26 protein-coding genes, 1 tRNA gene and 1 other RNA gene are annotated in these 24,591 nt (G+C 68.9%); 12 read left to right on the top strand and 16 right to left on the bottom strand.

Annotation, left to right across the window (positions count from 1 at the left end; all coding sequences use genetic code 11):
- Positions 1-28 precede the first annotated feature (28 nt).
- The 5 genes from AC6CID_RS07015 to aceE form a co-directional block, all read right to left on the bottom strand.
- Positions 29-1,285 carry a KasA/KasB family beta-ketoacyl-ACP synthase gene (locus tag AC6CID_RS07015; RefSeq protein WP_162836414.1) on the bottom strand — a complete coding sequence of 419 codons (1,257 nt, stop codon included), beginning with the start codon at positions 1,283-1,285 and terminating at the stop codon, positions 29-31.
- On the bottom strand, positions 1,282-1,560 hold the full coding sequence (acpM, locus tag AC6CID_RS07010; protein ID WP_006554441.1) for a meromycolate extension acyl carrier protein AcpM: 279 nt from the start codon (positions 1,558-1,560) through the stop codon (positions 1,282-1,284). Before acpM ends, AC6CID_RS07015 begins: the two co-directional genes overlap by 4 nt.
- Before the next feature lie 120 nt (positions 1,561-1,680).
- Positions 1,681-2,598 (bottom strand): ACP S-malonyltransferase, encoded by a 918-nt coding sequence (locus AC6CID_RS07005; protein ID WP_024101330.1) that lies wholly within the window; start codon positions 2,596-2,598, stop codon positions 1,681-1,683.
- Positions 2,599-2,726: 128 nt separating this feature from the next.
- Positions 2,727-4,040, bottom strand: coding sequence for a PucR family transcriptional regulator (locus tag AC6CID_RS07000; protein WP_006554439.1), 1,314 nt, complete (start codon positions 4,038-4,040; stop codon positions 2,727-2,729).
- Between the two features lie 66 nt (positions 4,041-4,106).
- On the bottom strand, positions 4,107-6,956 hold the full coding sequence (aceE, locus tag AC6CID_RS06995; RefSeq protein ID WP_033097778.1) for a pyruvate dehydrogenase (acetyl-transferring), homodimeric type: 2,850 nt from the start codon (positions 6,954-6,956) through the stop codon (positions 4,107-4,109).
- 325 nt (positions 6,957-7,281) lie between these two features.
- Between aceE and AC6CID_RS06990 the strand changes: the two genes are divergently transcribed.
- The 3 genes from AC6CID_RS06990 to AC6CID_RS06980 all read left to right on the top strand — a co-directional run bounded on the left by AC6CID_RS06990 (position 7,282) and on the right by AC6CID_RS06980 (position 8,307).
- The gene (locus AC6CID_RS06990) at positions 7,282-7,704 is read left to right on the top strand and encodes a DUF3052 domain-containing protein (RefSeq protein WP_006554437.1); all 423 of its coding nucleotides are present in this window, start codon (positions 7,282-7,284) and stop codon (positions 7,702-7,704) included.
- 31 nt (positions 7,705-7,735) lie between these two features.
- Positions 7,736-8,200: a peroxiredoxin gene (locus tag AC6CID_RS06985; protein ID WP_006554436.1), complete on the top strand. Its 465-nt coding sequence runs from the start codon at positions 7,736-7,738 to the stop codon at positions 8,198-8,200.
- A 32-nt stretch (positions 8,201-8,232) separates the two neighbouring features.
- Positions 8,233-8,307, top strand: a tRNA-Val gene (locus AC6CID_RS06980).
- 58 nt (positions 8,308-8,365) lie between these two features.
- Here the strand turns inward: AC6CID_RS06980 and AC6CID_RS06975 are convergent.
- The 5 genes from AC6CID_RS06975 to AC6CID_RS06955 are packed head-to-tail and all read right to left on the bottom strand — an operon-like array spanning position 8,366 to position 11,394.
- Complete coding sequence (locus AC6CID_RS06975; RefSeq protein WP_120283343.1) at positions 8,366-9,094, bottom strand: CBS domain-containing protein; 729 nt, start codon at positions 9,092-9,094, stop codon at positions 8,366-8,368.
- Positions 9,095-9,128: 34 nt separating this feature from the next.
- Positions 9,129-9,530 (bottom strand): DUF5655 domain-containing protein, encoded by a 402-nt coding sequence (locus tag AC6CID_RS06970; protein WP_006554434.1) that lies wholly within the window; start codon positions 9,528-9,530, stop codon positions 9,129-9,131.
- On the bottom strand, positions 9,527-10,363 hold the full coding sequence (locus tag AC6CID_RS06965; RefSeq protein ID WP_037216851.1) for an SURF1 family cytochrome oxidase biogenesis protein: 837 nt from the start codon (positions 10,361-10,363) through the stop codon (positions 9,527-9,529). Before AC6CID_RS06965 ends, AC6CID_RS06970 begins: the two co-directional genes overlap by 4 nt.
- A gap of 28 nt (positions 10,364-10,391) precedes the next feature.
- Positions 10,392-10,706, bottom strand: a complete 315-nt coding sequence (locus tag AC6CID_RS06960) for an arsenate reductase/protein-tyrosine-phosphatase family protein (protein WP_064061320.1) — start codon at positions 10,704-10,706, stop codon at positions 10,392-10,394.
- Positions 10,696-11,394 carry an HAD hydrolase-like protein gene (locus AC6CID_RS06955; RefSeq protein ID WP_498353727.1) on the bottom strand — a complete coding sequence of 233 codons (699 nt, stop codon included), beginning with the start codon at positions 11,392-11,394 and terminating at the stop codon, positions 10,696-10,698. The genes AC6CID_RS06960 and AC6CID_RS06955 overlap by 11 nt, the downstream gene beginning before the upstream one ends.
- Before the next feature lie 75 nt (positions 11,395-11,469).
- Between AC6CID_RS06955 and AC6CID_RS06950 the strand changes: the two genes are divergently transcribed.
- The 3 genes from AC6CID_RS06950 (at position 11,470) to AC6CID_RS06940 (ending at position 14,587) form a co-directional block, all read left to right on the top strand.
- On the top strand, positions 11,470-12,618 hold the full coding sequence (locus AC6CID_RS06950; RefSeq protein ID WP_064061318.1) for a Nif3-like dinuclear metal center hexameric protein: 1,149 nt from the start codon (positions 11,470-11,472) through the stop codon (positions 12,616-12,618).
- Positions 12,619-12,692: 74 nt separating this feature from the next.
- Entirely contained in the window at positions 12,693-13,430 is a 738-nt protein-coding gene (locus AC6CID_RS06945) for a zinc ribbon domain-containing protein (protein WP_006554428.1), read from the top strand.
- Positions 13,427-14,587, top strand: coding sequence for a bifunctional RNase H/acid phosphatase (locus AC6CID_RS06940; protein WP_064061317.1), 1,161 nt, complete (start codon positions 13,427-13,429; stop codon positions 14,585-14,587). The genes AC6CID_RS06945 and AC6CID_RS06940 overlap by 4 nt, the downstream gene beginning before the upstream one ends.
- A gap of 133 nt (positions 14,588-14,720) precedes the next feature.
- Here AC6CID_RS06940 and AC6CID_RS06935 read toward each other — a convergent pair whose 3' ends face one another.
- The 3 genes from AC6CID_RS06935 to AC6CID_RS06925 all read right to left on the bottom strand — a co-directional run bounded on the left by AC6CID_RS06935 (position 14,721) and on the right by AC6CID_RS06925 (position 16,078).
- Complete coding sequence (locus AC6CID_RS06935; protein ID WP_498353726.1) at positions 14,721-14,954, bottom strand: hypothetical protein; 234 nt, start codon at positions 14,952-14,954, stop codon at positions 14,721-14,723.
- Positions 14,924-15,472, bottom strand: coding sequence for a lipase family protein (locus AC6CID_RS06930; RefSeq protein WP_259443689.1), 549 nt, complete (start codon positions 15,470-15,472; stop codon positions 14,924-14,926). The genes AC6CID_RS06935 and AC6CID_RS06930 overlap by 31 nt, the downstream gene beginning before the upstream one ends.
- 84 nt (positions 15,473-15,556) lie before the next feature.
- Positions 15,557-16,078, bottom strand: a complete 522-nt coding sequence (locus AC6CID_RS06925) for a DUF1697 domain-containing protein (protein WP_019289801.1) — start codon at positions 16,076-16,078, stop codon at positions 15,557-15,559.
- 55 nt (positions 16,079-16,133) lie between these two features.
- Here AC6CID_RS06925 and rnpB point away from each other — a divergent pair.
- The 4 genes from rnpB to AC6CID_RS06905 all read left to right on the top strand — a co-directional run bounded on the left by rnpB (position 16,134) and on the right by AC6CID_RS06905 (position 19,017).
- Positions 16,134-16,541: RNase P RNA component class A (gene rnpB / locus AC6CID_RS06920), an RNA gene on the top strand.
- A gap of 245 nt (positions 16,542-16,786) precedes the next feature.
- Positions 16,787-16,969: a hypothetical protein gene (locus AC6CID_RS06915; RefSeq protein WP_006554424.1), complete on the top strand. Its 183-nt coding sequence runs from the start codon at positions 16,787-16,789 to the stop codon at positions 16,967-16,969.
- 43 nt (positions 16,970-17,012) lie between these two features.
- Entirely contained in the window at positions 17,013-18,422 is a 1,410-nt protein-coding gene (locus AC6CID_RS06910; protein WP_498353725.1) for an RNB domain-containing ribonuclease, read from the top strand.
- A complete protein-coding gene (locus tag AC6CID_RS06905; protein ID WP_006554422.1) occupies positions 18,412-19,017 on the top strand; it encodes a CHAP domain-containing protein in 606 nt (201 codons plus the stop codon). Before AC6CID_RS06910 ends, AC6CID_RS06905 begins: the two co-directional genes overlap by 11 nt.
- Before the next feature lie 6 nt (positions 19,018-19,023).
- Here AC6CID_RS06905 and pip read toward each other — a convergent pair whose 3' ends face one another.
- The 3 genes from pip to panB form a co-directional block, all read right to left on the bottom strand.
- Positions 19,024-19,935 (bottom strand): prolyl aminopeptidase, encoded by a 912-nt coding sequence (pip, locus tag AC6CID_RS06900; protein WP_498353744.1) that lies wholly within the window; start codon positions 19,933-19,935, stop codon positions 19,024-19,026.
- A 51-nt stretch (positions 19,936-19,986) separates the two neighbouring features.
- Positions 19,987-20,445: a hypothetical protein gene (locus AC6CID_RS06895; RefSeq protein ID WP_019289796.1), complete on the bottom strand. Its 459-nt coding sequence runs from the start codon at positions 20,443-20,445 to the stop codon at positions 19,987-19,989.
- 119 nt (positions 20,446-20,564) lie between these two features.
- Positions 20,565-21,425, bottom strand: coding sequence for a 3-methyl-2-oxobutanoate hydroxymethyltransferase (panB, locus tag AC6CID_RS06890; protein ID WP_033097787.1), 861 nt, complete (start codon positions 21,423-21,425; stop codon positions 20,565-20,567).
- Between the two features lie 185 nt (positions 21,426-21,610).
- On the opposite strand from panB, the gene AC6CID_RS06885 reads away from it, so the two are divergent.
- Together AC6CID_RS06885 and glnA are read left to right on the top strand one after the other, a co-directional pair.
- A complete protein-coding gene (locus AC6CID_RS06885; protein WP_094980374.1) occupies positions 21,611-23,161 on the top strand; it encodes an alpha/beta hydrolase in 1,551 nt (516 codons plus the stop codon).
- Positions 23,162-23,246: 85 nt separating this feature from the next.
- Positions 23,247-24,584, top strand: a complete 1,338-nt coding sequence (gene glnA / locus AC6CID_RS06880; protein WP_006554416.1) for a type I glutamate--ammonia ligase — start codon at positions 23,247-23,249, stop codon at positions 24,582-24,584.
- Positions 24,585-24,591: the final 7 nt, after the last annotated feature.

Here is a 24,591-nt window from a genome sequence, read left to right as displayed (position 1 = left end):
ACCGCATGGGGCGCAGCGGCGTCGACGGTCAGGCGCGACCGAATGCGAGCGCCACGTTGTGCCCACCGAAACCGAACGAGTTGTTCAGCGCGAAATCGATCCGGCCGGAACGTGGTTCGCCCTTGACCACGTCGAGATCGATCTCTGGATCCTGGTTCTCGAGATTCAGCGTGGGCGGGATGACCCCGTCACGCAGAGCCAGGACCGTGAGTACTGCTTCGAGTGCACCCACCGCACCGATCGAATGACCGAGCGCGGACTTGGGGGCGTAGATCGCGGCGTGGTTGCCCACGGCCGCGTTGATGGCCTTGGCTTCGGCCACGTCGCCGATCGGGGTGGCCGTCGCGTGCGCGTTGACGTGCCCGATGTCGGCCTTGGTGAGCCCGGCGGTCTCGATCGCTCGCCGCATGGCCCGAGCCGCTCCCGTACCTTCCGGATCGGGGGCGACGATGTGGTAACCGTCGGAGGTGATGCCGGCGCCGAGGATACGAGCGTGGATGGTCGCTCCGCGTGCCTTGGCGTGCTCCTCGCTCTCGAGGACCATCAGTGCGCCGGCCTCGCCGAAGACGAAACCGTCGCGGTCCTTGTCGAACGGACGCGAGGCGCCCTTCGGGTCCTCGTTGCGGGTGCTCAGCGCCCGCATCATCGCGAAGCCCGCGGTGGCGACCGCGTCCAGCTGACCCTCGACACCACCGGTGACGACGATGTCGGCGTCGCCGAAGGCGATCATGCGGAACGCGTTGGCGATCGCCTCGGATCCGGACGAGCACGCCGAGACCGGGGTGATGACCCCTGCGCGAGCACCGAGTTCGAGCCCGACGGTGGCCGACGGTCCGTTCGGCATGATCATCTGCACCGCGAAGGGCGAGACCTTGCGGTAGCCGCCGGCACGGAGCTTGTCGACGGCGTCGATGAGCGACTCGCCGCCACCGAGGCCCGTACCGATGACCACACCGAGACGGTCCTGGTCGACTTCGGGGCTGCCGGCGTTCTGCCAGACGGTGCGCCCGAGGGTGAGCGCGAGGCGCTCGACGAAGCTCATGCGACGGAGTTCCACCCGGGACAGTCCCTCGTCGGGGCTGACCTTCAGGGTTCCGCCGATGCGCACCGGGAGGTCGAACTCGTCGACGAATCCGCCGTCGATGGTGCCGATCCCGCTCTCACCGGCCAGCAGTGCTTTCCAGGTGGCGTCCACGTCGCCGGCGATCGACGTCGTAGCCGCGAGGCTGGTGACGACGACGTTGCGGAGTGCCCGAGGAGAAGGGGAGGTCACAGCAGAACTCATTCGTTGTCGTTCGTGGCCTGAACGCCTGCGGCCTCGAGCTTCTGGATGTAGTTCACGGCGTCACCGACGGTGCGCAGACCGGCGAGATCCTCGTCAGGGATCTTCACGCCGTACTTGTCCTCGGTCTGGACGGCGATCTCGACCATGGACAGCGAGTCGATGTCGAGGTCGTCGACGAAGGACTTGTCGACGGTCACCTCGGAGGGCTCGATGCCGGTGACCTCTTCGATGATCTCCGCGAGACCGGCGATGATTTCTTCCTGGGTGGCGGCCACGATGTGGCTCCCTTCTCGATCTGTCGACTATGTCGTTCGAAACCGGCCGGATGTTTCCGGTCGGGGGTCCGGGGAGGTCCCGGTGAGGTGCCCGTGCTGTGCGACGGCGCGCGCAGCAACCTAACCGAGTTGAAGACTTTCGGCCAGAGCGGAGATCTCCGCGGGGGTCTTGAGGGCGACGGTGGGCGTGCCGCGCATCTCGCGCTTGGCGATGCCCACCAGCGTGCCGGCGGGGGGAAGCTCGACGATCCGGCTCACCTGCGCCGCGCGCAGGTAGGCGGTGCACAGGTCCCACCGGACGGGCCGGGTGACCTGAGCTGCGAGACGTTCGAGGGCGTCGGCTCCGGAGGTGACGGGCTTGCCGTCGTAGTTCGACAGCAGCGTGTGCGTCGGATCCGATGGTGTGATCTTCGCCGCGGCGGCAGCCACGGCGTCCTGGGCGGGTGCCATGAATCGGGTGTGGAAGGCACCGGCGACCGGCAGGGCGCGGACGCGGGCCTTCTCGGGCGGGTTCGCAGCGAGTTCCTCGAGCGCACTCAGGCGCCCGGCTGCGACGATCTGACCGGCCGCATTCATGTTTGCGGGGGCCAGATCCAACTCGGCGAGGCGCGCGAGCACCTCGTCCTCGGCGCCGCCGAGGACGGCGGACATTCCGGTGGGTTCGAGGGCGCAGGCGCGGGCCATCTCGGCTCCGCGGACGGCGGCGAGGGCGACGGCGTCGTCGGCGCTGATGACACCCGCGATGGCGGCCGCTGCGAGTTCGCCGACGGAGTGGCCGGCGACGATCGTGTCGGCGGGCACGAGGCCGCGACGGTCGAGATCCTCGAAGGCGAGCAGGGCGGAGGCCACCACGAGCGGCTGGGTCACCGCGGTGTCGGTGATCTCCTCGGCGGTGGCAGTGGTGCCGAGACGCGCGAGATCCAGTCCCGCCGTCTGCGACCACCGGTCGATCCGGTCGCGCGCTCCGGACTGCTCGAGCCACGGGGCGAGCATTCCGGGTGTCTGAGACCCCTGGCCGGGGGCAAGCAGCGAAATCACGATCACCAGGGAACACCGCGAACGGGTGCCTGCGAGATGTCGGTAGCGATGAAAGGTTGCCCCTCGATTTGTAGGGTTCCCACAAATCTGCACGTCGGTGCTCGCTATCGGTGGAAAGGCCGGGGACGTTACGTGTCCGATTCGCGAATTGTGAATCGTGTGACAGGTGGTGCAGGCGATCTCAATTCGTTATGGCTTCGTGCCAGGCGGCCTACCGTGGCAGCGATTCGAAGCACGTACGCATCGCGAGGATTTGTGGGATCCCGACCCGTTACTTCTGTGATCCGCTTCAATCGATACCGCACGGTATTTGGATGAACAAACAGCTTCCGGGCGCAAGTCTCGACAGCGCCCCCACTGTCGAGGTATGCGTCCAGCGTGTCCGCGAGGGACGGCCCGGCGGCTGCGAGCGGGGCGACGACGAAGTCCTCGAGCGCGGCGATCGCGCCGGGATCACCGAGCAGCGCACGTTCGGGCAACAGCTCGGCGGCGTGCACCGGCCGGGGAGCCCCCGGCCACCCCACGACCGCCTCCATGCCGGCGAGCGCTTCGACGGCGGAGACGTGTGCGGTCGCCAGCGTCGGTGTCGTCGGACCGATCACCACCGGATCGTCGGAGAACGCGCGCATCAACTCGGAGCGGAAGTCCGCCGCGTCGACCGTCCCGTGCAGTTCACCGCTGACCACCATCACCAGGCGTTCGCCCTGCACCACCGCGAGAGCCGCGCGACCGTGCTCCTGGGCGACGGTGTGCACGGTGGTGATCACCGAGACGCCCTGGTCGGGCGGGGGAGTACCGACGATCACCGTCGCCGGGGCGGTCGCGTCCCAGTTGAGGGTCGCGGCCCGCGACTGCATGTCGGGCCCGGTGTCCCCACGCACCACGGCGTCGACGACGAGGGCCTCGAGCCGCGTGTCCCAGGCGCCCCGCGACTCGGCCGCCCCCGCGTACACCGCCGCGGCAGCGAAACCGAGCTCGCGCCCGTACCGCAGGATCGCCTCGGTGAGCGCCACGAGCTGTTCCTCGTTGCGGGCGAGGGCCGGCAGCCACTGCTCGAAGAACTCCATCGCCGCGCGGACCATGTCCACCGTCTGGCGCAGCGTCAGTCGCCGGGCGAGATCCTGCGGGATCATCTGGAAGGCGTCGAGGCTGAAGCGCAGGTCGCTGTCGGGATTGCGCACCCACTCGAGGAAGTCGACCACCGACGTCTGGATCACCAGCTGCACGGTCGACCGCTGCGACGCGTCGAGATCGGCGAAGAAGGGCAACTGCTCCTGCATGACGTGTACCGCTTCGGTGGACAGTCGCCCCGAGAACTGCTTGACCCGACGGAGCAGCGCGTCGGGCAGCGGTGCCCGCTCGGGACGGGACGGCGGTACCGGGCGTTCCCTGTGAACGCCCGGTACCTGCCCGGTCCGGCGGGGTTGCGGCTCGTCGACCATGGGACGAAAGTACCCGGCGCCCGCGACCCGGCCGGTCACGCCACTCGGACGTGACCGGCGGACGGATCAGGCGACGCCCGGATCCGCCATCGAGACCGGGGCGGCCGTCACGTCGTCGATCTTGTAGGTGCGGGCCGCCTCGACGGCCTTCTCACGATCGATCGCGCCTTCGCGGCCGAGTGCCGAGAGCACCGCGACCACCGTGGACTCGGCGTCGATGTTGAACACGCGGCGGGCGGCGCCACGGGTGTCGGAGAAGCCGAAGCCGTCGGCGCCGAGCACCGTGTAGTCGCCCGGAACCCACTTGCGGATCTGATCGGGCACCGCGCGCATCCAGTCGGACACCGCGACGAACGGACCCGCCGCGTCGTTGAGCACCGACGCGACGTACGGCACCGAGGCTTCCTCACCGGGGTTCAGCAGCGCCTGGCGGTCGCACTCGACGCCGTCGCGGCGCAGCTCGCCCCACGAAGTGACGGACCAGACGTCCGCAGACACTCCCCATTCGTCGGCGAGCATCTTCTGCGCACGCAGCGCCTCGGGCATCATCACGCCCGAGACCAGGATCTGCGCCTTCGGACCCGACTCCGGTCCCCGCTTGTACAGGTAGATGCCCTTGAGAAGGCCCTCGACGTCGAGATCCTCCGGCTCGGCCGGCTGCGAGTACGGCTCGTTGTAGATGGTGATGTAGTAGAAGACGTCCTCACCGCCGAAGCCGTCGACACCCTCCGTGCCGCCGTACATCCGCCGCAGACCGTCGCGGAAGATGTGGGCGATCTCGTAGGAGAACGCCGGGTCGTAGGTGACCGCGGCCGGGTTGGTCGACGCGAGCAGCAGCGAGTGCCCGTCGGCGTGCTGCAGGCCCTCACCGGTCAGCGTGGTGCGACCGGCCGTCGCGCCGAGGGCGAACCCGCGTGCCATCTGGTCGGCCGCCGCCCACAGGCCGTCGCCCGTGCGCTGGAAACCGAACATCGAGTAGAAGATGTACACGGGGATCATCGGCTCGCCCTGCGTTGCGTAGGACGTCCCGACCGCCGTGAACGACGCCGTCGAACCGGCCTCGTTGATGCCCTCGTGCAGGATCTGCCCGACTTCGCTCTCCTTGTAGGCAAGCATCAGATCGGCGTCGACCGAGGTGTACAGCTGACCGTTGCGGTTGTAGATCTTCAGCGACGGGAACCACGAGTCCATACCGAAGGTGCGGGCCTCGTCCGGGATGATCGGCACGATGCGCTTGCCGATCTCCTTGTCGCGCAACAGTTCCTTGAGCACACGGACCGTCGCCATGGTGGTGGCGACCTCCTGCTTGCCCGAACCCTTGCGGACGACGTCGTAGGTCTTCTCCGCGGGCAGCGCCAACGGCTTCGCGGTGGTGCGGCGCTCCGGAAGGAAACCGCCGAGGGCCCGGCGACGCTCGAGCATGTACTGGATCTCGGGCGACTCGAAGCCGGGGTGGTAGTACGGCGGCATCTTCGGATCCTTCTCGAGCTCTTCGTCCGAGATCGGGATCCGCTGGATGTCGCGGAAGTACTTGAGGTCCTCGAGGGTGAGCTTCTTCATCTGGTGGGTCGCGTTGCGGCCCTCGAAGTGCTTACCGAGCGTGTAGCCCTTGATGGTGTGCGCGAGGATCACCGTCGGCTGACCCTTGTGCTCCATCGCCGCCTTGTAGGCCGCGTAGATCTTGCGGTAGTCGTGGCCACCGCGCTTGAGGTTCCAGATCTGCTGGTCGGACAGGTCCTTGACCAGTTCCTTCGTCCGCGGGTCGCGGCCGAAGAAGTGCTCGCGCACGAACGCGCCGTCGTTGGCCTTGTAGGTCTGGTAGTCGCCGTCGGGGGTGGCGTTCATGAGATTGACCAGTGCGCCGTCCTTGTCGGCGTGCAGCAGGGCGTCCCACTCGCGGCCCCACACGACCTTGATGACGTTCCAGCCGGAGCCGCGGAAGAACGACTCCAGCTCCTGGATGATCTTGCCGTTGCCGCGCACCGGGCCGTCGAGACGCTGCAGGTTGCAGTTGACGACGAAGGTCAGGTTGTCGAGACCCTCGGTGGCCGCGACGTGCGCCAGACCGCGCGACTCCGGCTCGTCCATCTCGCCGTCGCCGAGGAACGCCCAGACGTGCTGATCGGAGGTGTCCTTGATGCCCCGGTCGTGCAGGTAGTGATTGAACCGTGCCTGGTAGATCGCGTTCATCGGGCCCAGGCCCATGGACACGGTCGGGAACTCCCAGAAGGTCGGGAGCAGGCGCGGGTGCGGGTACGAGGGCAGGCCGCCGCCGAGCGAGGCGTGGCTGTGCTCCTGACGGAAGCCGTCGAGCTGCTCCGTGCCGATGCGGCCCTCGAGGAAGGCTCGGGCGTAGATACCGGGGGAGGCGTGGCCCTGGATGAAGACCTGGTCGCCGCCGCCGGGATGGTCCTTGCCGCGGAAGAAGTGGTTGAAGCCGACCTCGTACAGGGCGGCGGACGACGCGTAGGTGGAGATGTGACCACCGACGCCGACACCCGGGCGCTGCGCGCGGGTGACCATGATCGCCGCGTTCCACCGGATGTACGCGCGGAAGCGACGCTCGACCTCCTCGTCACCGGGGAACCACGGTTCGCTCTCGGTGGGGATGGTGTTGACGTAGTCGGTGGAGGTCAGGGCGGGAAGGGAGACCTTGCGCTCGTTGGCACGCTCGAGCATGCGCAGCAGCAGGTAGCGCGCGCGGGTGGGGCCCGCGGCCTCGAGCATCCCGTCGAACGACTCGAGCCACTCTTCGGTCTCCGCCGGATCGATGTCCGGCAGATAGGAGGCCACACCCTCGCGGATCACCCGGACACGGTTGTCCTTGGTCGATGCCGGCTTGGCCGAGGAATCCGGTCCCGACGCGCCCGGTGCGGCGCCTTCTCGGGAGTCGGATCCGTGGATCAGGTCTGTCAACGTCTGCTCCTCATCGTGGTGGGCGCGTAGGTGGAGCGCCCTCTCCGTCGGCCGGCTCTTGTGGGAGCCGACGCAATCGACATCTGAACATGATGCACCCCTCATCTTCCCCCATCCGCGACGAAGGATCACGCCGTGGCCCGGCCAACAGGACGGAACGGACACCGTGCGAGGCGGTGCAATGGGTCCCTCTGGAAAGATTCTCCCGCTTTTCCCAGCGATTCGGGTTGCGTTGAGGCCCGCAACGATGTTCGCTTTGACCAATTGATCGTCACGCCGGTACGCGGATCCGATTCGCGCACCACAACCCTTAGGAGGAGCCACCGTGGTCGCCGCGGCGGATGCCAAGAACTATGTCTCCAAGCTCGGTATCACTCACGACCACGTGGTGCAGGAACTCGGTTGGGACGAGGACACCGACGACGAGTTGAGAGCTGCGATCGAAGAGGTCACCGGTACCGAGCTGCTCGACGAGGATTCCGACGAGGTCGTCGACGTCGTGCTGCTGTGGTGGCGCGACAGCGACGGCGACCTGGTCGACGCCCTCATGGACGCGATCGGCCCCCTCGCCGACGAGGGCGTCGTGTGGGTGCTCACCCCCAAGACCGGGCGCCCCGATCACGTCGAGCCCAGCGAGATCGCCGAGTCGGCCGCCACAGCCGGCCTCACCCAGACCACGGCCACCAACCTCGGTGACTGGATCGGCAGCCGCCTCGTCCAGCCCAAGGCCGGCCGTCCCCGCCGCTGAACCGGCTCCCGGAACGTAAGGATCCATACGCATGCCGATCGCCGTGGGCGCCGAAGCCCCCGATTTCACTCTCAAGGACCAGAACAACCAGGAGGTGACGCTGTCGAGCTTTCGGGGCAGCAAGAACGTGCTCCTGGTCTTCTACCCCCTCGCCTTCACCGGCGTCTGCCAGGGCGAGCTGTGCGCCGTCCGCGACGACCTGCCCACCTTCGAGAACGACGACACCGCCATCCTCGCGGTGTCGGTCGGCCCGTCGCCGAGCCACAAGATCTGGGCAGCCGAGCAGGGCTACACCTTCCCGCTGCTGTCCGACTTCTGGCCGCACGGCGAGGTCGCGCAGGCCTACGGTGTGTTCAACGAGAAGTTCGGTTTCGCCAACCGCGGCACGTTCGTCATCGACAAGGACGGCATCGTGCAGTTCGCGGAGGAGAACCAGCCCGGAGAGGCCCGTGACCAGGGAGCTTGGGCCAGAGCGCTCGCCGCGCTAAAGTCCTGATGCGAAGTCGGCGGCACCTGCCGCCGTCTTTCGGGCGTGTAGCTCAGTGGTAGAGCTCTGGTTTTACACACCAGCGGTCGGGGGTTCGAAACCCTCCGCGCCCACCATCCCATGTGCGATTCCGGTGGATCGAGCCCCGCTCAGCGGGGTCGGATCCACCCGGATCTAATGTCCCGTATTCACTGCCGCGACGAGCGTCGGCAGATCGTCGGCGACGACGATCATGAGCGGCCGTTCCTTCGCGCTGCCGCTGTGCGTGACGATCAACGCCGTCGGCGGCAGTTGCCCGCCCGCGGGCGGGGACAGTTTCTTGATCGCCTGCGGCACCGTGATGGTGCGGGGCAGGTGCGCAGCCCGCTCGTGCGGTTCGGCGAACTCCAGGGCCGCTCCGACGGTCTCGCCCTCGACGATCTCGTCCGTCGCGAGACGATGCGCGAGCCAGCGGGCGATGCAATTCGTCGTCAGCAGCCCGAGATAGGTGTCGTCCTCGTAGATCGGGAACTGCGAGTAGTCGTGGCGTCGGATCTCGTCGAGCACCCGATTCAGTGGTGTGTCCGTCTCGAACACGGCGGGTGCCCGCCTCGGCAGGACCTGCAACACCTTCGGCGGATCGATGATCCTGTCGCGCAGTCTCTCGATCGCCTCGACGACCTCCGGGACCGGATCGGCAACCGGCTTGCCCCCGTAGTAGTCCTGGTGCACGAGCGCGTTGCGCAGGTCCGCGAAGGCCCGGAGCGCGGGCAGATCGACTTGTGTGCGATGGCGCCGTGCGTACTCCTTGGCCATCCGGACGAAGCTCATGTGCTCCTCGTCCGTCTGCAGTTGCCACTTGAAGTGGTTCTCGATGGCCGTGAAGGCGGACAGGAACCGGATCGCGCCGCTCACCTCGTCCATCTCGTCTCCTTCGTGCGGAAGGGAGTCGTGGGGGTCAGTCGCGCGGTTCCGCCGCGGTGCGGTAGGCGACGTTCAGCAACTCCACGAAGTGGTCGTCGAGTTCGTCGACCGACGAGACACTCAGCCGGTGCGTCGTCACCGTCCCCTTCTTCGGGAACGCCTCACGCAACGTCGCGTGGTGGATGCGCCGCGGCAGATCCAGAGCCACCTCGAGACGCGAGGCGTAGACGAACGCCGCCGCGAACGGACGGCCCCGCGACCACGAGATCTCCGACGCGTGGACGTGCTCGGTGACGTCGCCGCCGAGGTCGAGGATCATCGCGCGCACGTGCCGGAACACATCGACGGCGGCCGGATCCTTGTCGGCCAGATAGTCGTCGACGGTCGCGTACATCGGGAGCTCCTCGAATCGGGGCAGAGTGGTCGGCTCGGTCACCGCGGCCGGCCGTATCGATCGGCGAGCTTCTCGCTCGCGGTGCGCGGTGCCGCTTCCGCCGGGGCCTCGGCTGCGTCACCACCGTCTTGCGAACCCTTGGACTTCCTACGCTCCCGCAGCTCGGCCCACACAAAATAGCCCAGACCCAGCGGAGCCATGATCCCGAACGCCAGCCACTGCAGGCCGTACGACAGGTACGGGCCCGAATCGAGCTGGGGGAGCGGGATCACGCCGAGACCGCCGGGCTGGTCGGCGTCGAGCTGCAGGTAGACGTCCTCGAGATCAAGACCAGTGACGGATGCGACCTGCGGGGCGTCGATGAAGTAGACCTGCTGGTAGCCGTCGTCGACGAAGGGGGCTTTGTCCTCGACCGTTCCCTCGGACATCCGGATGCGGGCGTCGAGCGTGACGGGGCCGGACGGCGCGGGCGGGATCTCGGGGATCTCGGTGCCGCGGACCGGCCGCACGTACCCGCGGTTGACGAGGATCGTTCCGCCGGAATCGAGTGCGAACGGAGTCAGCACCTCGTAGGCCGGCTGCGACTCGACGCTGCGCAACCGCACGAGCACGTCCGACTCGGGCAGATAGGAGCCCTGCGCGAGCGCACGGCGCCACTCGTCCTCGATGGTCGGACCGTCGCCGCCCAGTAGGTCACCGACGGGAACCGGATCCTGTGCCATCGACGCAGCGATGCGACCGTTGCGGTCCTCGGTGCTCGTGTTCTTGCCCAGCTGCCACGGCGCGAGGACCGTGAAGCACGCGTAGGCGAAGCCGACGACCACCAGTGCCAGGACCAACCAGCCGGGGCGTAGGAGAAATGTCAATCGGCGCACAGATCCACGGTAGCCGGTGAGGTGCGTCTCACTGCTGCCGCACCCGCTCGAGCAGGCCCGGAACGGCGGTTTCGATCTGCTCGCGGACCTGCTCGAACTCGTCGAGAGAGCCGTAGTACGGATCGGGCACGGAATCGTCGTCGGCGTCGGGATCGAACGAACGCAGCAGCACACGGCGATCGGACGGGACACCGAGCTGCGCCAGCGCCCGCTCGTGAGTGGTGGTCATGGCGACGACGAGGTCGGCCGCCAGGTGCTCGGCGAAGATCTTCTCGGCCATCGGCGACCGGCAGATGTTGCCGGTGCACACGAAGGTCACGTGGAAGCGGTCGTCAGCGTCCACCCGTGAGTACCTCCCGCAGTTCCTCGGCCGAGGCGGTCGTCCGCGCCGCCGCACGACCCTCGGTCTCGGTCCCGTAACCCCACTCGACGAAGACCGTGGGGATGCCGAACCGGCCCGCACCGTGGATGTCGTGCTCGCGGTCGCCCACCATCACCACACCGGTCGTGCCGCCCGCCTCGGCATCCTGCGGATCGATCCCGAGAGCGGCGAGGCTGTGCGCGACGACCTCCCACTTGTGCCGCCGGGCGCCGTCGTCGCTCGCACCCCCGATGAACTCGAAGTATCCGGTCAGACCGAAGTGGTCGAGGATCCGTTCGGCGAACGTCTGGGACTTCGACGTCGCCACCGCCAGGCGGCTACCTGCCTCACGGACGGCCTCGAGCACTGCTTCGATGCCGTCGAAGACGGCGTTCTCCGCCCAGCCGGTGGCGGAGTAGTAGTCCCGGTAGGCCGCGAGTCCCGCAGCGACCTGCTCCTCGTCGAGCCCGAGATTCTGCAGGGTGTCGCGCATGGGCGGTCCGAGCAGCCACTGCAGGTTGCCGTCCGGTGCCTCGAAGCCGGTCGTCTCGGCGGCGTGGAGGAACCCGTTGATCACCCCGGTCGCGGAATCGGTGAGCGTGCCGTCCAGATCGAAGAGGACGACGGGAGCAGGGAGCACGAGCGGCTGGGTGGCAGCAAGAACGGTCACCGGGCCATTCTCCCCGTTCGTTCGGTCTTCCGCCGCGTAGGGTCGTGCGCGTAGGAGAGAGCGGATCGGCTGGAGGTGGACGTGACGGCGGCGACGCTGCGTGAGGTGATCGACGTTCTGGAGACGGCCTACCCGCCGTCGCTGGCGGAGAGCTGGGACTCGGTGGGACTCGTCGCCGGCGACCCCGACGAGCCGGTGCGCAAGGTGCTGCTCGCCGTCGACGCGACCGCGGCTGTCGTCGACGAGGCGATCGAATGGGGCGCGCAACTGCTGCTGGTGCACCACCCGCTGCTGCTGCGCGGAGTCGACACGGTGGGCGCGCACACCCCCAAGGGCGCGCTGATCCACCGCCTCATCCGCGGCGGCTGCGCTCTGTTCACCGCGCACACCAACGCCGACCGTGCGAACCCCGGTGTCTCGGACGCCCTCGCCGGGGCGCTGGGCCTGACCGGCCTGCGACCGCTCGAGTCCAAGCCCGAACCCGCGACCGACAAGTGGGTCGTGATGGTGCCGTCCGACGCCGCCGACACGGTGCGCGCGGGACTGTTCGCAGCGGGCGCGGGTGCTCTCGGCAACTACCGCGAATGCTGCTGGTCGACCACGGGCACCGGCCAGTTCCGCCCGGTCGACGGCGCGGACCCGGCTGTCGGCTCGGTCGGCGACCTCGAACGCGTCCCCGAGGACCGGATCGAGGTCATCGCGCCGCGCCGGTCGCGCGCGGCGGTACTCGCGGCCCTGCGCGACGCGCACCCGTACGAGGAACCGGCCTTCGACATCATCGAACTCGCCGACCTGCCGAGCGATCGCGGGCTCGGCCGGGTGGGGGAGCTGCCGCAGACCCGCACGTTGCGCGAGTTCACCGCCGACGTCGCCGCCGCGCTGCCGGCCACCGAATGGGGTGTGCGCGGTGCGGGCGACCCCGACCGGCCGGTGCGGACCGTGGCGGTGTGCGGCGGATCCGGTGATTCTTTCCTCGGGCTCGCCACCGCGCAGGGCGTCGACGTCTACGTCACCGCCGACCTGCGGCACCATCCCGCCGACGAGCATCTGCGCGCCGGGGGTCCCGCGCTGGTGGACGTCGCGCACTGGGCGAGCGAGTACCCGTGGTGCGCGCAGGCCCGCGACGTCCTCGATAGGGCGTTCGCCGATCGGGACGGCTGGCAGGCGCGGGTCAGCGAGTTGCGCACCGATCCCTGGACGACCGCGGCGGGCGCGGTACGGTAATCAGCTACGACACGTCCCGCGTGGCCGCCGACTCCCGGTCCACCGACACACCATCGAAAGCAGGAACCACCCGAGTGAACGTCGAACCCACCGTGCAGGCCAAGCTGCTGTCCCTCGCCGCCGTGGACGCAGAGCTGAACCGCCTCGCGCATCGCCGTCGGACACTGCCCGAACAGCAGGAGGTGGACCGCTTGCAGACCGAGCGCAACGCGCGCAAGGACGCCGCGGTGGCAGTCGAGATCATCCTCGACGACCTCGACCGGGACATCCGGAAGCTCGAGGGCGAGATCGAGGCCGTGCGCATGCGCGCCGACCGCGACCGGTCGATGCTCCAGAGCGGCTCGGTGGGATCGAAGCAGCTCACCGAACTGCAGCACGAGCTCACCAGCCTCGAGCGTCGCCAGGCGGCACTCGAGGACGACCTGCTCGAGGTCATGGAGCGTCGTGAGGCGTCGAAGGCCGACCACGACCACGCCGGTGCGCGGGTCTCGCAGGTCGACGACCAGCTCGGCGACGCCGTCCGGGCCCGCGACGAGGCGCTCGCCGACATCGAGGTGGCCGAGCAGCGGTGCCGCAGCGACCGCGAGGCACTGCTCGCCGTCTTTCCTACGGAACTGGTGACGCTCTACGAGAAGCAGCGCGAGAAGTCCGGCATCGGCGCCGCACTGCTGCAGGCCCGCCGCTGCGGCGCGTGCCGTCTCGAACTGGACCGCGGTGAGATCGCCCGGATCGCCGCCGCACCCGCCGATCTGCTCGTCCGGTGCCCGGAGTGCGACGCGATCCTGGTTCGCACCAAGGAATCCGGACTGTGACGACGGTCGTCGTCGAAGCGGACGGTGGTTCTCGCGGGAATCCCGGACCGGCCGGTTACGGTGCCGTGGTCTTCGATGCCGACCATCGGACCGTCCTCGCCGAACGCCAGGCGAGCATCGGGCGCGCGACGAACAACGTCGCCGAGTACAAGGGTCTGATCGCCGGTCTCACCGCCGCCGCCGAGCTCGGCGCCGACGAGGTGCACGTCCGCATGGATTCCAAGCTCGTCGTCGAGCAGATGAGCGGACGGTGGCAGGTCAAACATGCCGACATGATCCCGCTGGCCGCGCAGGCACGTGAGCTCGCCGGCCGGTTCCGCAGCGTCGACTTCACGTGGATCCCGCGTGCGGAGAACGCCCACGCCGACCGGCTGGCCAACGCCGCGATGGACGCGGCGGCCGAAGCGCTGCTGGACGTCGCGTCCGACACTGTGACGCGTCCCGTGGCGCCGTCGAATGCGGGGACCGAGAACGTCGCCACCCCGCCGGCCGTGCCTGTGCCCGATCCGGCAGTGCCGCCTTCACCCGGCTGGACCGGTGCGGTCGGATCACCGACCCGTCTTCTGCTGCTGCGTCACGGGCAGACCTCGCTGTCGGTCGAGCGTCGCTACTCGGGGCGGGGCAACCCGGAGCTGACCGAACTCGGTCGCGACCAGGCGGTCGCCGCGGCCCGGCGACTCGGTGCCCGCGGCGGGATCACCGCCGTGCTGGCGTCACCGCTGGGGCGAGCGCGGGAGACGGCCGCTGCGGCCGCCGACGCCCTCGATCTCCCGGTGACGGTGCACGACGGGCTGATCGAGACGGATTTCGGCGACTGGGAGGGTCTCACCTTCGCCGAGGCCGCGCGTCGCGATCCCGAACTGCACCGCCGCTGGCTCGGCGACACCTCCGTGCGACCCCCGAACGGCGAGAGCTTCGACGAGGTCGCCAAGCGGATCGCCTCGGTGCGCGACGACCTGCTGACCGACTACGCCGGCTCGACCGTGCTGGTCGTCTCGCACGTCACGCCCATCAAGACGTTCCTGCAGATGGCGCTCGAGTCCGGCCCGTCGCTGCTGTACCGCCTGCACCTGGATCTCGCGTCGCTCAGCATCGCCGAGTTCTACGCGGACGGCGGCTCGTCCGTGCGGCTCGTCAACGACACCTCGCACCTGTGAACCCGTAGCGGTCGCGAAACGACAAGTGGCCGCGCAGACATGTCGGGGGGTTGCCTGCGCGGCCACTCATCAGGTCTATCTGTCGGCCGACCGAGGGTGTTACACGGTCCCGAGAAATTCTTCCGGCGGGATGTCAGGCGGTGCAGCCGGACTGGGATTCCCGGCCGGAGAACCGCTGATCGAGCCAGTCGAGGCCTTCGACGACGGCCGGGAACATGCCGATCAGATGGCCCGTCCCGGTCTTCGTCAGAACGGGTCCGACGTCGTAGCGGCGGTAGGTGACGTCGGCGCCGGCCGAGCACCACTTGTCGACCATGGGGTCGACCCCTTGGACGATCACGAAGTCGTCGCCCGTGCTCTGCGCCACGAAGACCGGCATTGCCGGGGCGCGGTTGCTGAGTTGCTGCTCGACGACCAGCGACGCCCACGGCTCGTCGCCGAGATGAAACCGTCGACGACCCAGCCGATCCCGCCGGAGAGGAGGGATCCGTCGCCGGCCACGGCGAGGTCGCCCAGGTCGGCGGGCGGTGAACCGGCCACGGCGCCGACCACCGACAGTTCGGGGGCGTACGTGGCGGCGAGTTCGGCGGCCGAGGCGGATGCCATGCCGCCCTGCGAATATCCCCAGAACGCGATCGGGTCGTCGGGGTCGAGACCGCTGCGGTACATCACGCGGGTGACGGCCGCGTCGAGGACGGCCGGGGTTTTCGGGACGACGGCGGCGACCGACGATGCGGTGCGCAGGACGTCGCCGAGCGGCGCCGTCTCGAAGGCCCGGGGGGACGTGTAGAAGTCGGTATCGGACTCGGCGGTCTCCACCGTCGGTGTGGTCGCGAGGAGTGCAGCCGCGGCGATCGAGGCGAATGCTCCGGTGCGTCTGCGCATCCTGGACCTTCCGGCGGGCCGAATGTCGAGGAGGGACGCTACCTGCAGTCTGTACGCAGGTGCGATGGCCGGCGACGTGCCCTGTCAGGCCAGTCGACGCAGCGTGTTGAGGTTCCGGACGGTCGTCGTCGCCTTGTTCCGGGCCGAACCCGACTGTTTCCCCACGGCACTGTCGAGCGTCGAGCCCTTCACGACCTGCCAGTAGAGGACCCTCTTGCCTACCTCGATGCACTCGAGATTCGGATCGAGATCGTCCGACAGGGCGGCCAGCGATTCGAGTACGGCGGGATCGGAGACGAACACGACGTACGAATGCCGGTCGGCGCGTGCGTCGTCGAAGGGATACGCCTCGACGACCCGCGCGAGATACGACTGCTCGACGACGAAGGTGTAGGCCTCGTAACCGAACCGCTCGGTGAGTGCGGCCTCGATCCGGGCCTTCGCGGTGGCGGGGTCGTCCTCGGAGTCGAAGAGCACGTTGCCGGACGCGAGTACGGTGCGGACGTTCTCGAAGCCGAGGCCGACGAAGACCTTCTTCAGATCGGCCATCCGGATGCGGATGCCGCCGACGTTGATTCCGCGGAGCAGGGCCACGAGTCGCGTCATGAGTGCACCGTAGTTGGCGGCGCCGATACGCCGCGGGATAGTCTGGTCGAGCGAACGAGTCGGCCGGGCGGCCGCGGAGCAGGGAACCGGTACCGGATGGTGCCAGGCCCTGAATCGAGGAAAGTCCGGACTCCACAGAGCAGGGCGGTTGCTAACGGCAACCCGAGGTGACTCGCGGGACAGTGCCACAGAAAGCAAACCGCCTGCCGTACGGCAGGTAAGGGTGAAAGGGTGCGGTAAGAGCGCACCAGCGCCCCGGGTGACCGGGGCGGCTAGGTAAACCCCGCCCGGAGCAAGGTTGAAGGTCGCACCGCGTGCGGTGCGGCTGCGCAGGTGTTCGAGGGCTGCTCGCCCGAGCCTGCGGGTGAACCGCTCGAGGTACCCGGCGACGGTGTGCCCAGATGGATGGTCGCCACCCCGTTTCGGCGGGGGACAGGATCCGGCTTACAGGCCGGCTCGTTCGCCCGGCGTCTCCCGATCCCACCGCGTTGCTACCGGTCGGGTCAGATCGGATAGATGACCAGCAGGTGCGCCCAGTAGGAGGCCGCATCCGGACCCAGCCAGGGCAGCAACGCGTCGTAGAGGATGTAGGACATTGCTTGCTCCTTCGTTCGGACGTCGAGCACATGCGTGCGGCCCGACAGTACCGCGCCACGCCAACCGTCGGGTTGTCCGTACAGACAGATGCGATTCGGGCACACTGAGACCATGAGCGACGACGGCTGGTACTACGACGTGCGCACTGGGAAGGTCTCCCAGGGCAAGGATCCGCACGCCCTCAACCGCATGGGTCCCTATCCGGACAGGGAGACCGCTCAGCGGGCGCTGGAGATCGCGGCAGAACGGAACAAGGCGGCCGACGCCGCCGATGACGACTGGAAGAACGGCTGAGTCCGACGACGAGCACCCGAACCACCAGGAGTTCACGAGCATCGTGGTGACCACTCCCATCGTCGTCGCGCCCGCGATCGACTTCGCCGACGTGCGCGCCGAGTTCGACCTCGTCGACGAGTTCGCGCCGGAGGCCCTCGCCGAGGCGCGGCGGGCGGGCGACCGCTTCGCGGACGTACGTGAGGACCGCACCGATCTGCCTCTCGTGACCATCGACCCACTCGGGTCGATGGATCTCGACCAGGCGCTGCACCTCGAACGCACTGACGACGGCTTCGTGCTGCACTATGCGATCGCCGACGTGTACGCACTCGTCGAACCGAGTGGCGCACTGGACGCCGAGACGCACCGCCGCGGGCAGACCTACTACCTGCCCGACGGCTCGGTGCCGTTGCATCCGCGCGAGCTGTCCGAGGGCACCGCGAGCCTGCTGCCGGACGCCGTCCGTCCGGCGGTGTTGTGGCGCATCGAGACCGACCACCGCGCCGAGCCCGTCGCGGTGAGCGTGCGTCGTGCCCGCGTCCAATCGGTCGCACGTATGCACTACGCCGGAGTGCAACGCGACGCCGACGCGGGCCGGTTGCATCCGTCCGTCGAGGCGTTGCCCGATTTCGGGCGGTTGCGGGAGGCCGCAGCGCTCGCCCGTGGAGCGATCGAACTGCGCCTGCCCACGCAGGACGTCGTGCAGGACGGCGACGGCTGGACGCTGCAGATCGAACCGCGCACCGAGGCCGACGAGTGGAACTCCGAGATCTCGCTGCTCACCGGGATGTGCGCCGCGCAGATCATGATCGGCGCGCGGGTCGGGCTGCTGCGCACGCTCCCACCCACCGATCCCGCCGCGGTCGATGCTCTGCGCCGCACCGCGCGGTCGCTCGACATGCCGTGGCCGACGGGGCTGGGTGTCGGTGCCTTCCTCGCCTCGCTCGACGCCAACGACCCGAAGACGCTCGTGCTGATGAGCGAAGCGCCGACACTGCTGCGCGGTGCGTCCTACGCGGCCTTCGACGGTGACCTGCCCGAGACGATCCTGCACGGCGCGATCGGTGCGCCCTACGCGCACGTCACCGCGCCGCTGCGCCGGTTGTCCGACCGGTACGCCACCGAGGTGTGCCTCGCGGTGTCGTCGGGCCGGGACGTCCCGAACGAGGTCCGCACCGCACTGGCTGCGATGCCGAAGATCATGTCGTCGACCGATTCGCTCGCCGGCAAGGTGAACCGCGCGTGCATCGACCTGACCGAGGCCGTCGTGCTCGCGCCACGGGTGGGGGAGACCTTCGAGGCGACGGTCCTGAAGGAGGCCACCGAGCGGCGCGACGCGGAGGTGTTCGTCGCCTCCGAGACCGTCATCGGCCCGTGCGGCGGGGCACCGGAGGAGGGCAGCACGGTGCGGGTGCGGCTCACCCTCGCCGACCCGCAGGCACGCAAGATCCGTTTCGACCATGACCGGTGAGACGCCGCGGCGGCGGCGACGGCCGGTCGCTGCCGTCCTCACCGTCGCGGTCGCGGTGCTCGCGGTGCTCGCGGTGCTCGTGTGGTGGATCCTGCCGGACCGGCTGTTCCCGTGGGACAGCGCGGCATTCCCCGAGATCGACACGTCGGCGTTGTCGCCGGCGCAGGTGCGGATCGTCGAACTGCTCGAGGAGCAGCACGAGGCGCAGAATCCCGGCACGTTCTACTCGGAGGGTGTCCGCGAACCGTGGTGCGCCGACTTCGTCAGCTGGATCATGCGGGAAGCCGGTGTGCCGCTGTCCAATCCGCATTCGGGCCACTGGCGGATCCCCGGCGTGTTCACGCTCGGTGAGTTCTACGAGCAAGCCGACCGCTACGAACCGGCGGGCACGGGGTACCGGCCGGAGGTCGGCGATGTGGTGCTGTACCACAACAGGATCGGTGTCGGTCAGCGCGAGCACACGAACATCGTCGTCGCCGTCGACGGTGATTCCGCGATCACCGTCGGCGGAAACGAGATGGGCCGCATCCGCGTCCACGAACTCGACGTGACCGGGGACGACGCCGTGGTCGGCTTCGGGCGGTTGCCGGGCTGATCCGGGTCAGCGGAAGGTGTCGGTGGCCTCGACGAGCCGGTGCACGATTCCCGGTTCGGTCGCCGCATGGCCCGCGTCGTCGACGATGTGCAGGCGGGAGAACGGCCACGCCTCGTGCAGGTCGTGCGCGCTGCGCGTCGGGCACACCACGTCGTAGCGGCCCTGCACAATCACGCCCGGGATGTCGTGCAGCAGATGCGCGTCGCGCAGGAGTGCCCCCTCGTCGAAGAAGCCACGGTGGTGGAAGTAGTGGTTCTCGATACGAGCGAAGGCCAACGCGAACCGGGGTTCGGCCGTCTCCGCGACGCGATCCGGGTTCGGCAGCAGTGAACTCGTGGCGCCCTCCCAGGTGGACCACGCGATCGCCGCGTTCAGGGCGACGTCCGGATCGGTCGAGTGCAGCAGGCGGTGGTAGACGTCCACGGGATGCTCGCCGGGCCCAGTGGTGGCGAGCGGGGCACAGAATCCTTCCCACGCCTCAGGGAACAGCTGCCCGGCGCCGCCGTTGTAGTACCAGTCGATCTCGCTGCGGCGCAGCAGGAAGATCCCGCGCAGGACGAGTTCGGTGACGTGCTCGGGGTGCCGCTGGGCGTAGGCGAGGGCGAGCGTCGAGCCCCACGACCCGCCGAAGACCATCCACCGGTCCACACCGAGGAAGGTGCGCAGCCGCTCGATGTCGGCGACCAGATGGTCGGTGGTGTTGACCGACAGATCGGCGCCGTCGGCCACGTGGGGCTGCGACCGGCCGCAGCCGCGCTGGTCGAACAACACGATCCGGTAGGCGCCCGGATCGAAGAAGCGCCGGTGCAGGGGTGCGGTGCCGCCACCCGGACCACCGTGGAGGAAGACCACGGGCTTGCCTTGCGGGTTGCCGCTGACCTCCCAGTACAGCTGCTGGCCGTCACCGACGTCGAGCATGCTCGTCTCGTGCGGCTCGATCGGCGGATACAGTTCGCGTCGCTCCACGGGTCAGAACCCGACGAGACCCGACGCGAGATCGGGAATGTCGAGGCCGCGCAGGGCCTCCTCGCGCACCTGCGGGCACTGCGAGGAGGTCGCCGCGTCGATGCGGCCCCGGTCGCCCGCGAGCACGACGAGATCGACACCGTTCGCCGCACCCCATTCACCGACGAGGATGTTGAGGCCGCCGCGACCCACCGACGGGGTGTAGGTGCGCCAGTTCGACAACTGACCTTCGAGACGAGCACACAGGTCGGCGGTCTGCGCTTCGGTGAAGCCCCCGGCTCCGGCTTCCGAGGGTGAGCCTGCCGCGGACGGCGAACGCGTGGGCTCCGTCGACCGCGACGTCTCGACCGTGGCGTCGGTCGACGTTCCGCTGGGTGCCGGATCCTGAGCCGGTGCGCAGCCGACGAGAACACCGGCCAGTGCGGCGGTGACGGCGGGGACGAGACTGAAGCGGAGCTGCATGGACACCTCGTGGTTTCGTACGGTCGGGTCGTCGTCGAGTCTGCCACCGATCCGGAAGGTGCCCGAAGAATGCGACGGGCACCACCGAACTCGTCGATGGTGCCCGTCGTCGCAGATCCTCAGAAGGAGTGCTCGGGCCCCGGGAAGGTGCCCTGCCCGACCTCTGCTGCGTACTGTGTTGCGGCGCGGCGCAGTTCGTCGCCCACCTGTCCGAACTTCTTGACGAACTTCGCGGTCTTCCCGCTCGTGTAGCCGGCCATGTCCTGCCAGACGAGGACCTGGGCGTCGCACTCGTTGCCGGCGCCGATGCCGACGGTCGGGATGCTCAGCTTGCGGGTGACCTGCCCGGCCAGGTCGGCCGGCACCATCTCCATCACGACGGAGAAGGCGCCTGCCTCCTGGACGGCGATCGCGTCGGCGACGAGCTGCTCGGCGCCGTCGCCGCGGCCCTGCACCCGGAACCCGCCGAGTGTGTTCACGGACTGCGGGGTGAAGCCGATGTGTGCCTGCACGGGGATGCCGGCGGCGGTGATCGCGGCGATCTGCGGAGCCATCCGCTCGCCACCCTCGAGCTTCACCGCGTGGGCGCCGCCCTCCTTCATGAACCGCACGGCCGTGGCGAGGGCCTGTTCAGGCGAGGCCTCGTACGAGCCGAACGGCAGGTCGGCGACGACGAGCGCGTGCGGAGCACCGCGCACTACGCCGCGGACGAGGGGGAGGAGTTCGTCGACGGTCACGGGCACCGTGGTGTCGTAGCCGTAGACGACGTTGGCTGCGGAATCGCCCACGAGCAGGACGGGGATACCCGCCTCCTCGAAGATGCGGGCGGAGGAGTAGTCGTAGGCCGTCAATTCTGCCCAGCGGCGGCCTTCGGCCTTCATCGCCTGCAGGTGATGGACTCGTGTCTTGCGCTTGGGGGTGTCGGCAGGGGCTGAAGCGGAGGCCGCGCCGCCGTATACGGACGTCACGTTGTCGGACATCACTGTCCCTTTCTTCCTCGAGGCCCTCGGGGTCCCCGGGTCGGGTGATGACTGTCTCAGTCTGCCACTCGGCCCGGAGAGCGCGAAGGCCGCGCAGCGGTGCGATTCGTCACACCGAACGACCGCTCGGAAGAGAGTGCAGGTCGTGTCGCTGCAGGTTGACCGGGGCATGGCACGATCGGATCGTGCCCCACCCTGCTCGCGCGCGCATCCGTCGTCTGTCCGTCCTGGCGCTCGTGGCCGCTGCCGCGGCGACCGCGTGCGGTGACACCGCGCAGGAACAACGACAGCCGTCGGCGGTCGGAGTGGTTCCGGGCCTCGAACGGTTCTATGAGCAGGACGTCGACTGGGAGTCGTGCGGGCCGTACGACGCCGACGGGCCGATGATGGTGCGGCAGGGTGTGGAGTGCGCACGCATCGAGGTTCCCCTCGACTACGAGGACCCGGACGGTGAGGTGATCACCCTCGCGGTGTCGCGACTGCCCGCCGGCGGCGACCGGATCGGTTCCCTGCTGGTCAACCCCGGCGGCCCGGGCGCCTCGGGACTGTCCACCGCGCTCGCGGCCGACGGCACCGTCCTCGCCGACCGCTTCGACGTGGTCGGCTTCGACCCCCGCGGTGTCGGATCGTCCGAACCGGCGGTCCGCTGCCTCACCGACGCCGAGTTCGACGCCGACCGTGCTGTGGACGACGGGGACACGAGCCCTGAGGGCATCGCCGCGACGGAGAAGCGCAATCGCGAGTACGCGCAGTTGTGCGCCGAACGCAACGGTACGGATCTGCTCGCCCACGTCGGCACTCGTGAGGTCGTGCAGGACATGGACGTGCTTCGCGGCGTTCTGGGCGACGACGCGCTGACCTATCTCGGCTACTCCTACGGCACCCGGCTCGGCACCCTCTATGCCGAGGCCTTCCCGGGCCGGGTGCGGGCGATGGTGCTCGACGGTGCGATCGATCCGGAGCAGGACCCGGTCGAGGAGATCGTGCTGCAGGCCGTGGGCTTCCAGAAGGCCTTCGACGAATTCGCGGCGTACTGTGCGCAGTACGCGGGGTGCCCCCTCGGGGCCGATCCGGCCCGGGCCGCCGAGCGGTTCCGGGGGCTCGTCGACCCGCTGCTCGACGCTCCCGCACCCACGACCGACCCGCGCGGACTGAGTCACCGCGACGCGATCACCGGCGTGCAGCAGGGCCTGTATTCGCCGACCCTGTGGGGTTCGCTGCGCGGTGGGCTGGAGGCGCTCGCGACCACCGGCACCGGCGACACCCTGTTGCGGCTCGCCGATCTCTACGAAGGGCGCGGCGAGGACGGCACCTACAGCAACATCACCGACGCTTTCAACGCGATCCGGTGCGTGGACGACCCACCGGTGACCGACCGGGCGCTCGCGGGCGAACTCGACACGCGGTTCCGCGCGGCCGCACCCTTCCTCGACGACGGCCGCGGCACCGGATCGGCGGCCCTCGACGTCTGTGCCTTCTGGCCGGTCCCGGCCACCGGGGAACCGCACACTCCCGACGTTCGCGATCTGCCGCCCGTGCTCGTGGTCTCGACGACCGGGGATCCCGCGACCCCCTACGACGCGGGGGTCGAACTCGCCGCCCGGCTCGGTGGTGTCCTGGTGACCTTCGAGGGAACGCAGCACACCGTCGCCCTGGACGGCAACGAGTGCGTGGACACCGCTGTGACCAGCTATCTGGTGGATCTCGAGGTGCCCGCGCGGGATCCTCGCTGTTGACCGGAGGGGCGTGTGAGCGACACGCCATCCGGATGCGCCTGCCGATGTAACACGGAATTAACGGATTGTGCCTAGTCTCGCGGGTATGGATCGCCAGAAGGAGTTCGTGCTCCGCACCCTCGAAGAGCGCGACATTCGGTTCGTGCGTCTGTGGTTCACCGACGTCGTCGGCACTCTCAAGTCGGTGGCGATCGCGCCTGCCGAACTCGAAGGGGCCTTCGAGGAGGGCATCGGCTTCGACGGCTCGGCCGTCGAGGGCTTCTCCCGCATCTCCGAAGCCGACATGGTTGCGCGTCCCGACGCCACCACCTTCCAGGTGCTGCCCTGGAGCGACGACCGGGGCCACCAGTACTCGGCCCGGATGTTCTGCGACATCACCATGCCCGGCGGCACCCCGAGCTGGGCCGATCCCCGCCACGTGCTGAGGCGTCAGCTCAACAAGGCCTCCGATCTCGGGTTCAGCTGCTACGTGCACCCCGAGATCGAGTTCTTCCTCGTCGAGGACGGCCCCGAGGGCAGTGCACCCGTGCCGGCCGACATCGGCGGCTACTTCGACCAGTCCGTGCACCGCTCGGCCCCGCACTTCCGGCGTCACGCCATCGACGCGCTCGAATCCATGGGCATCTCGGTGGAGTTCAGCCACCACGAGACCGCGCCCGGCCAGCAGGAGATCGACCTGCGCTACGCCGACGCGCTGTCCATGGCCGACAACGTCATGACCTTCCGCTACGTGGTCAAGGAGATCGCGATGCAGGAGGGCGTGCGGGCCACCTTCATGCCCAAGCCCTTCCGCGACCACGCCGGTTCGGCGATGCACACCCACATGTCGCTGTTCGAAGGTGAGACCAACGCCTTCCACGACCCGGACGACCCGCTGCAGCTCTCGGCGACCGGCAAGGCGTTCATCGCCGGCATCCTCGAACACTCCAACGAGATCAGCGCCGTCACCAACCAGTGGGTCAACTCGTACAAGCGTCTCGTGCACGGGGGAGAGGCACCGACGGCCGCCTGCTGGGGTCCGTCCAACCGCTCCGCGCTCGTGCGTGTCCCGATGTACACCCCGAACAAGGCGTCGTCGCGGCGCGTCGAGATCCGCACCCCCGACTCGGCGTGCAATCCCTACCTCACCTTCGCGGTGTTGCTCGCGGCCGGTCTGCGCGGCATCGAGAAGGGTTACGAGCTCGCACCCGAGGCCGAGGACGACGTGTGGTCGCTGACCTCCGCCGAGCGTCGCGCCATGGGTTACCGCGAACTGCCCACCGATCTCGACATCGCGCTGCGCGAGATGGAGAAGTCCGAACTCGTCGCCGAGACTCTCGGTGAGCACGTCTTCGACTACTTCCTGCGCAACAAGTGGCGGGAGTGGGAGAACTACCGCAGCCAGGTCACCCCGTTCGAACTCGAGCAGTACCTGGGGTTGTAAGCGACGA

Source organism: Rhodococcus sp. GQ147 (genome assembly GCF_059759155.1).
This window is presented reverse-complemented; position numbering and strand designations above follow the sequence as displayed.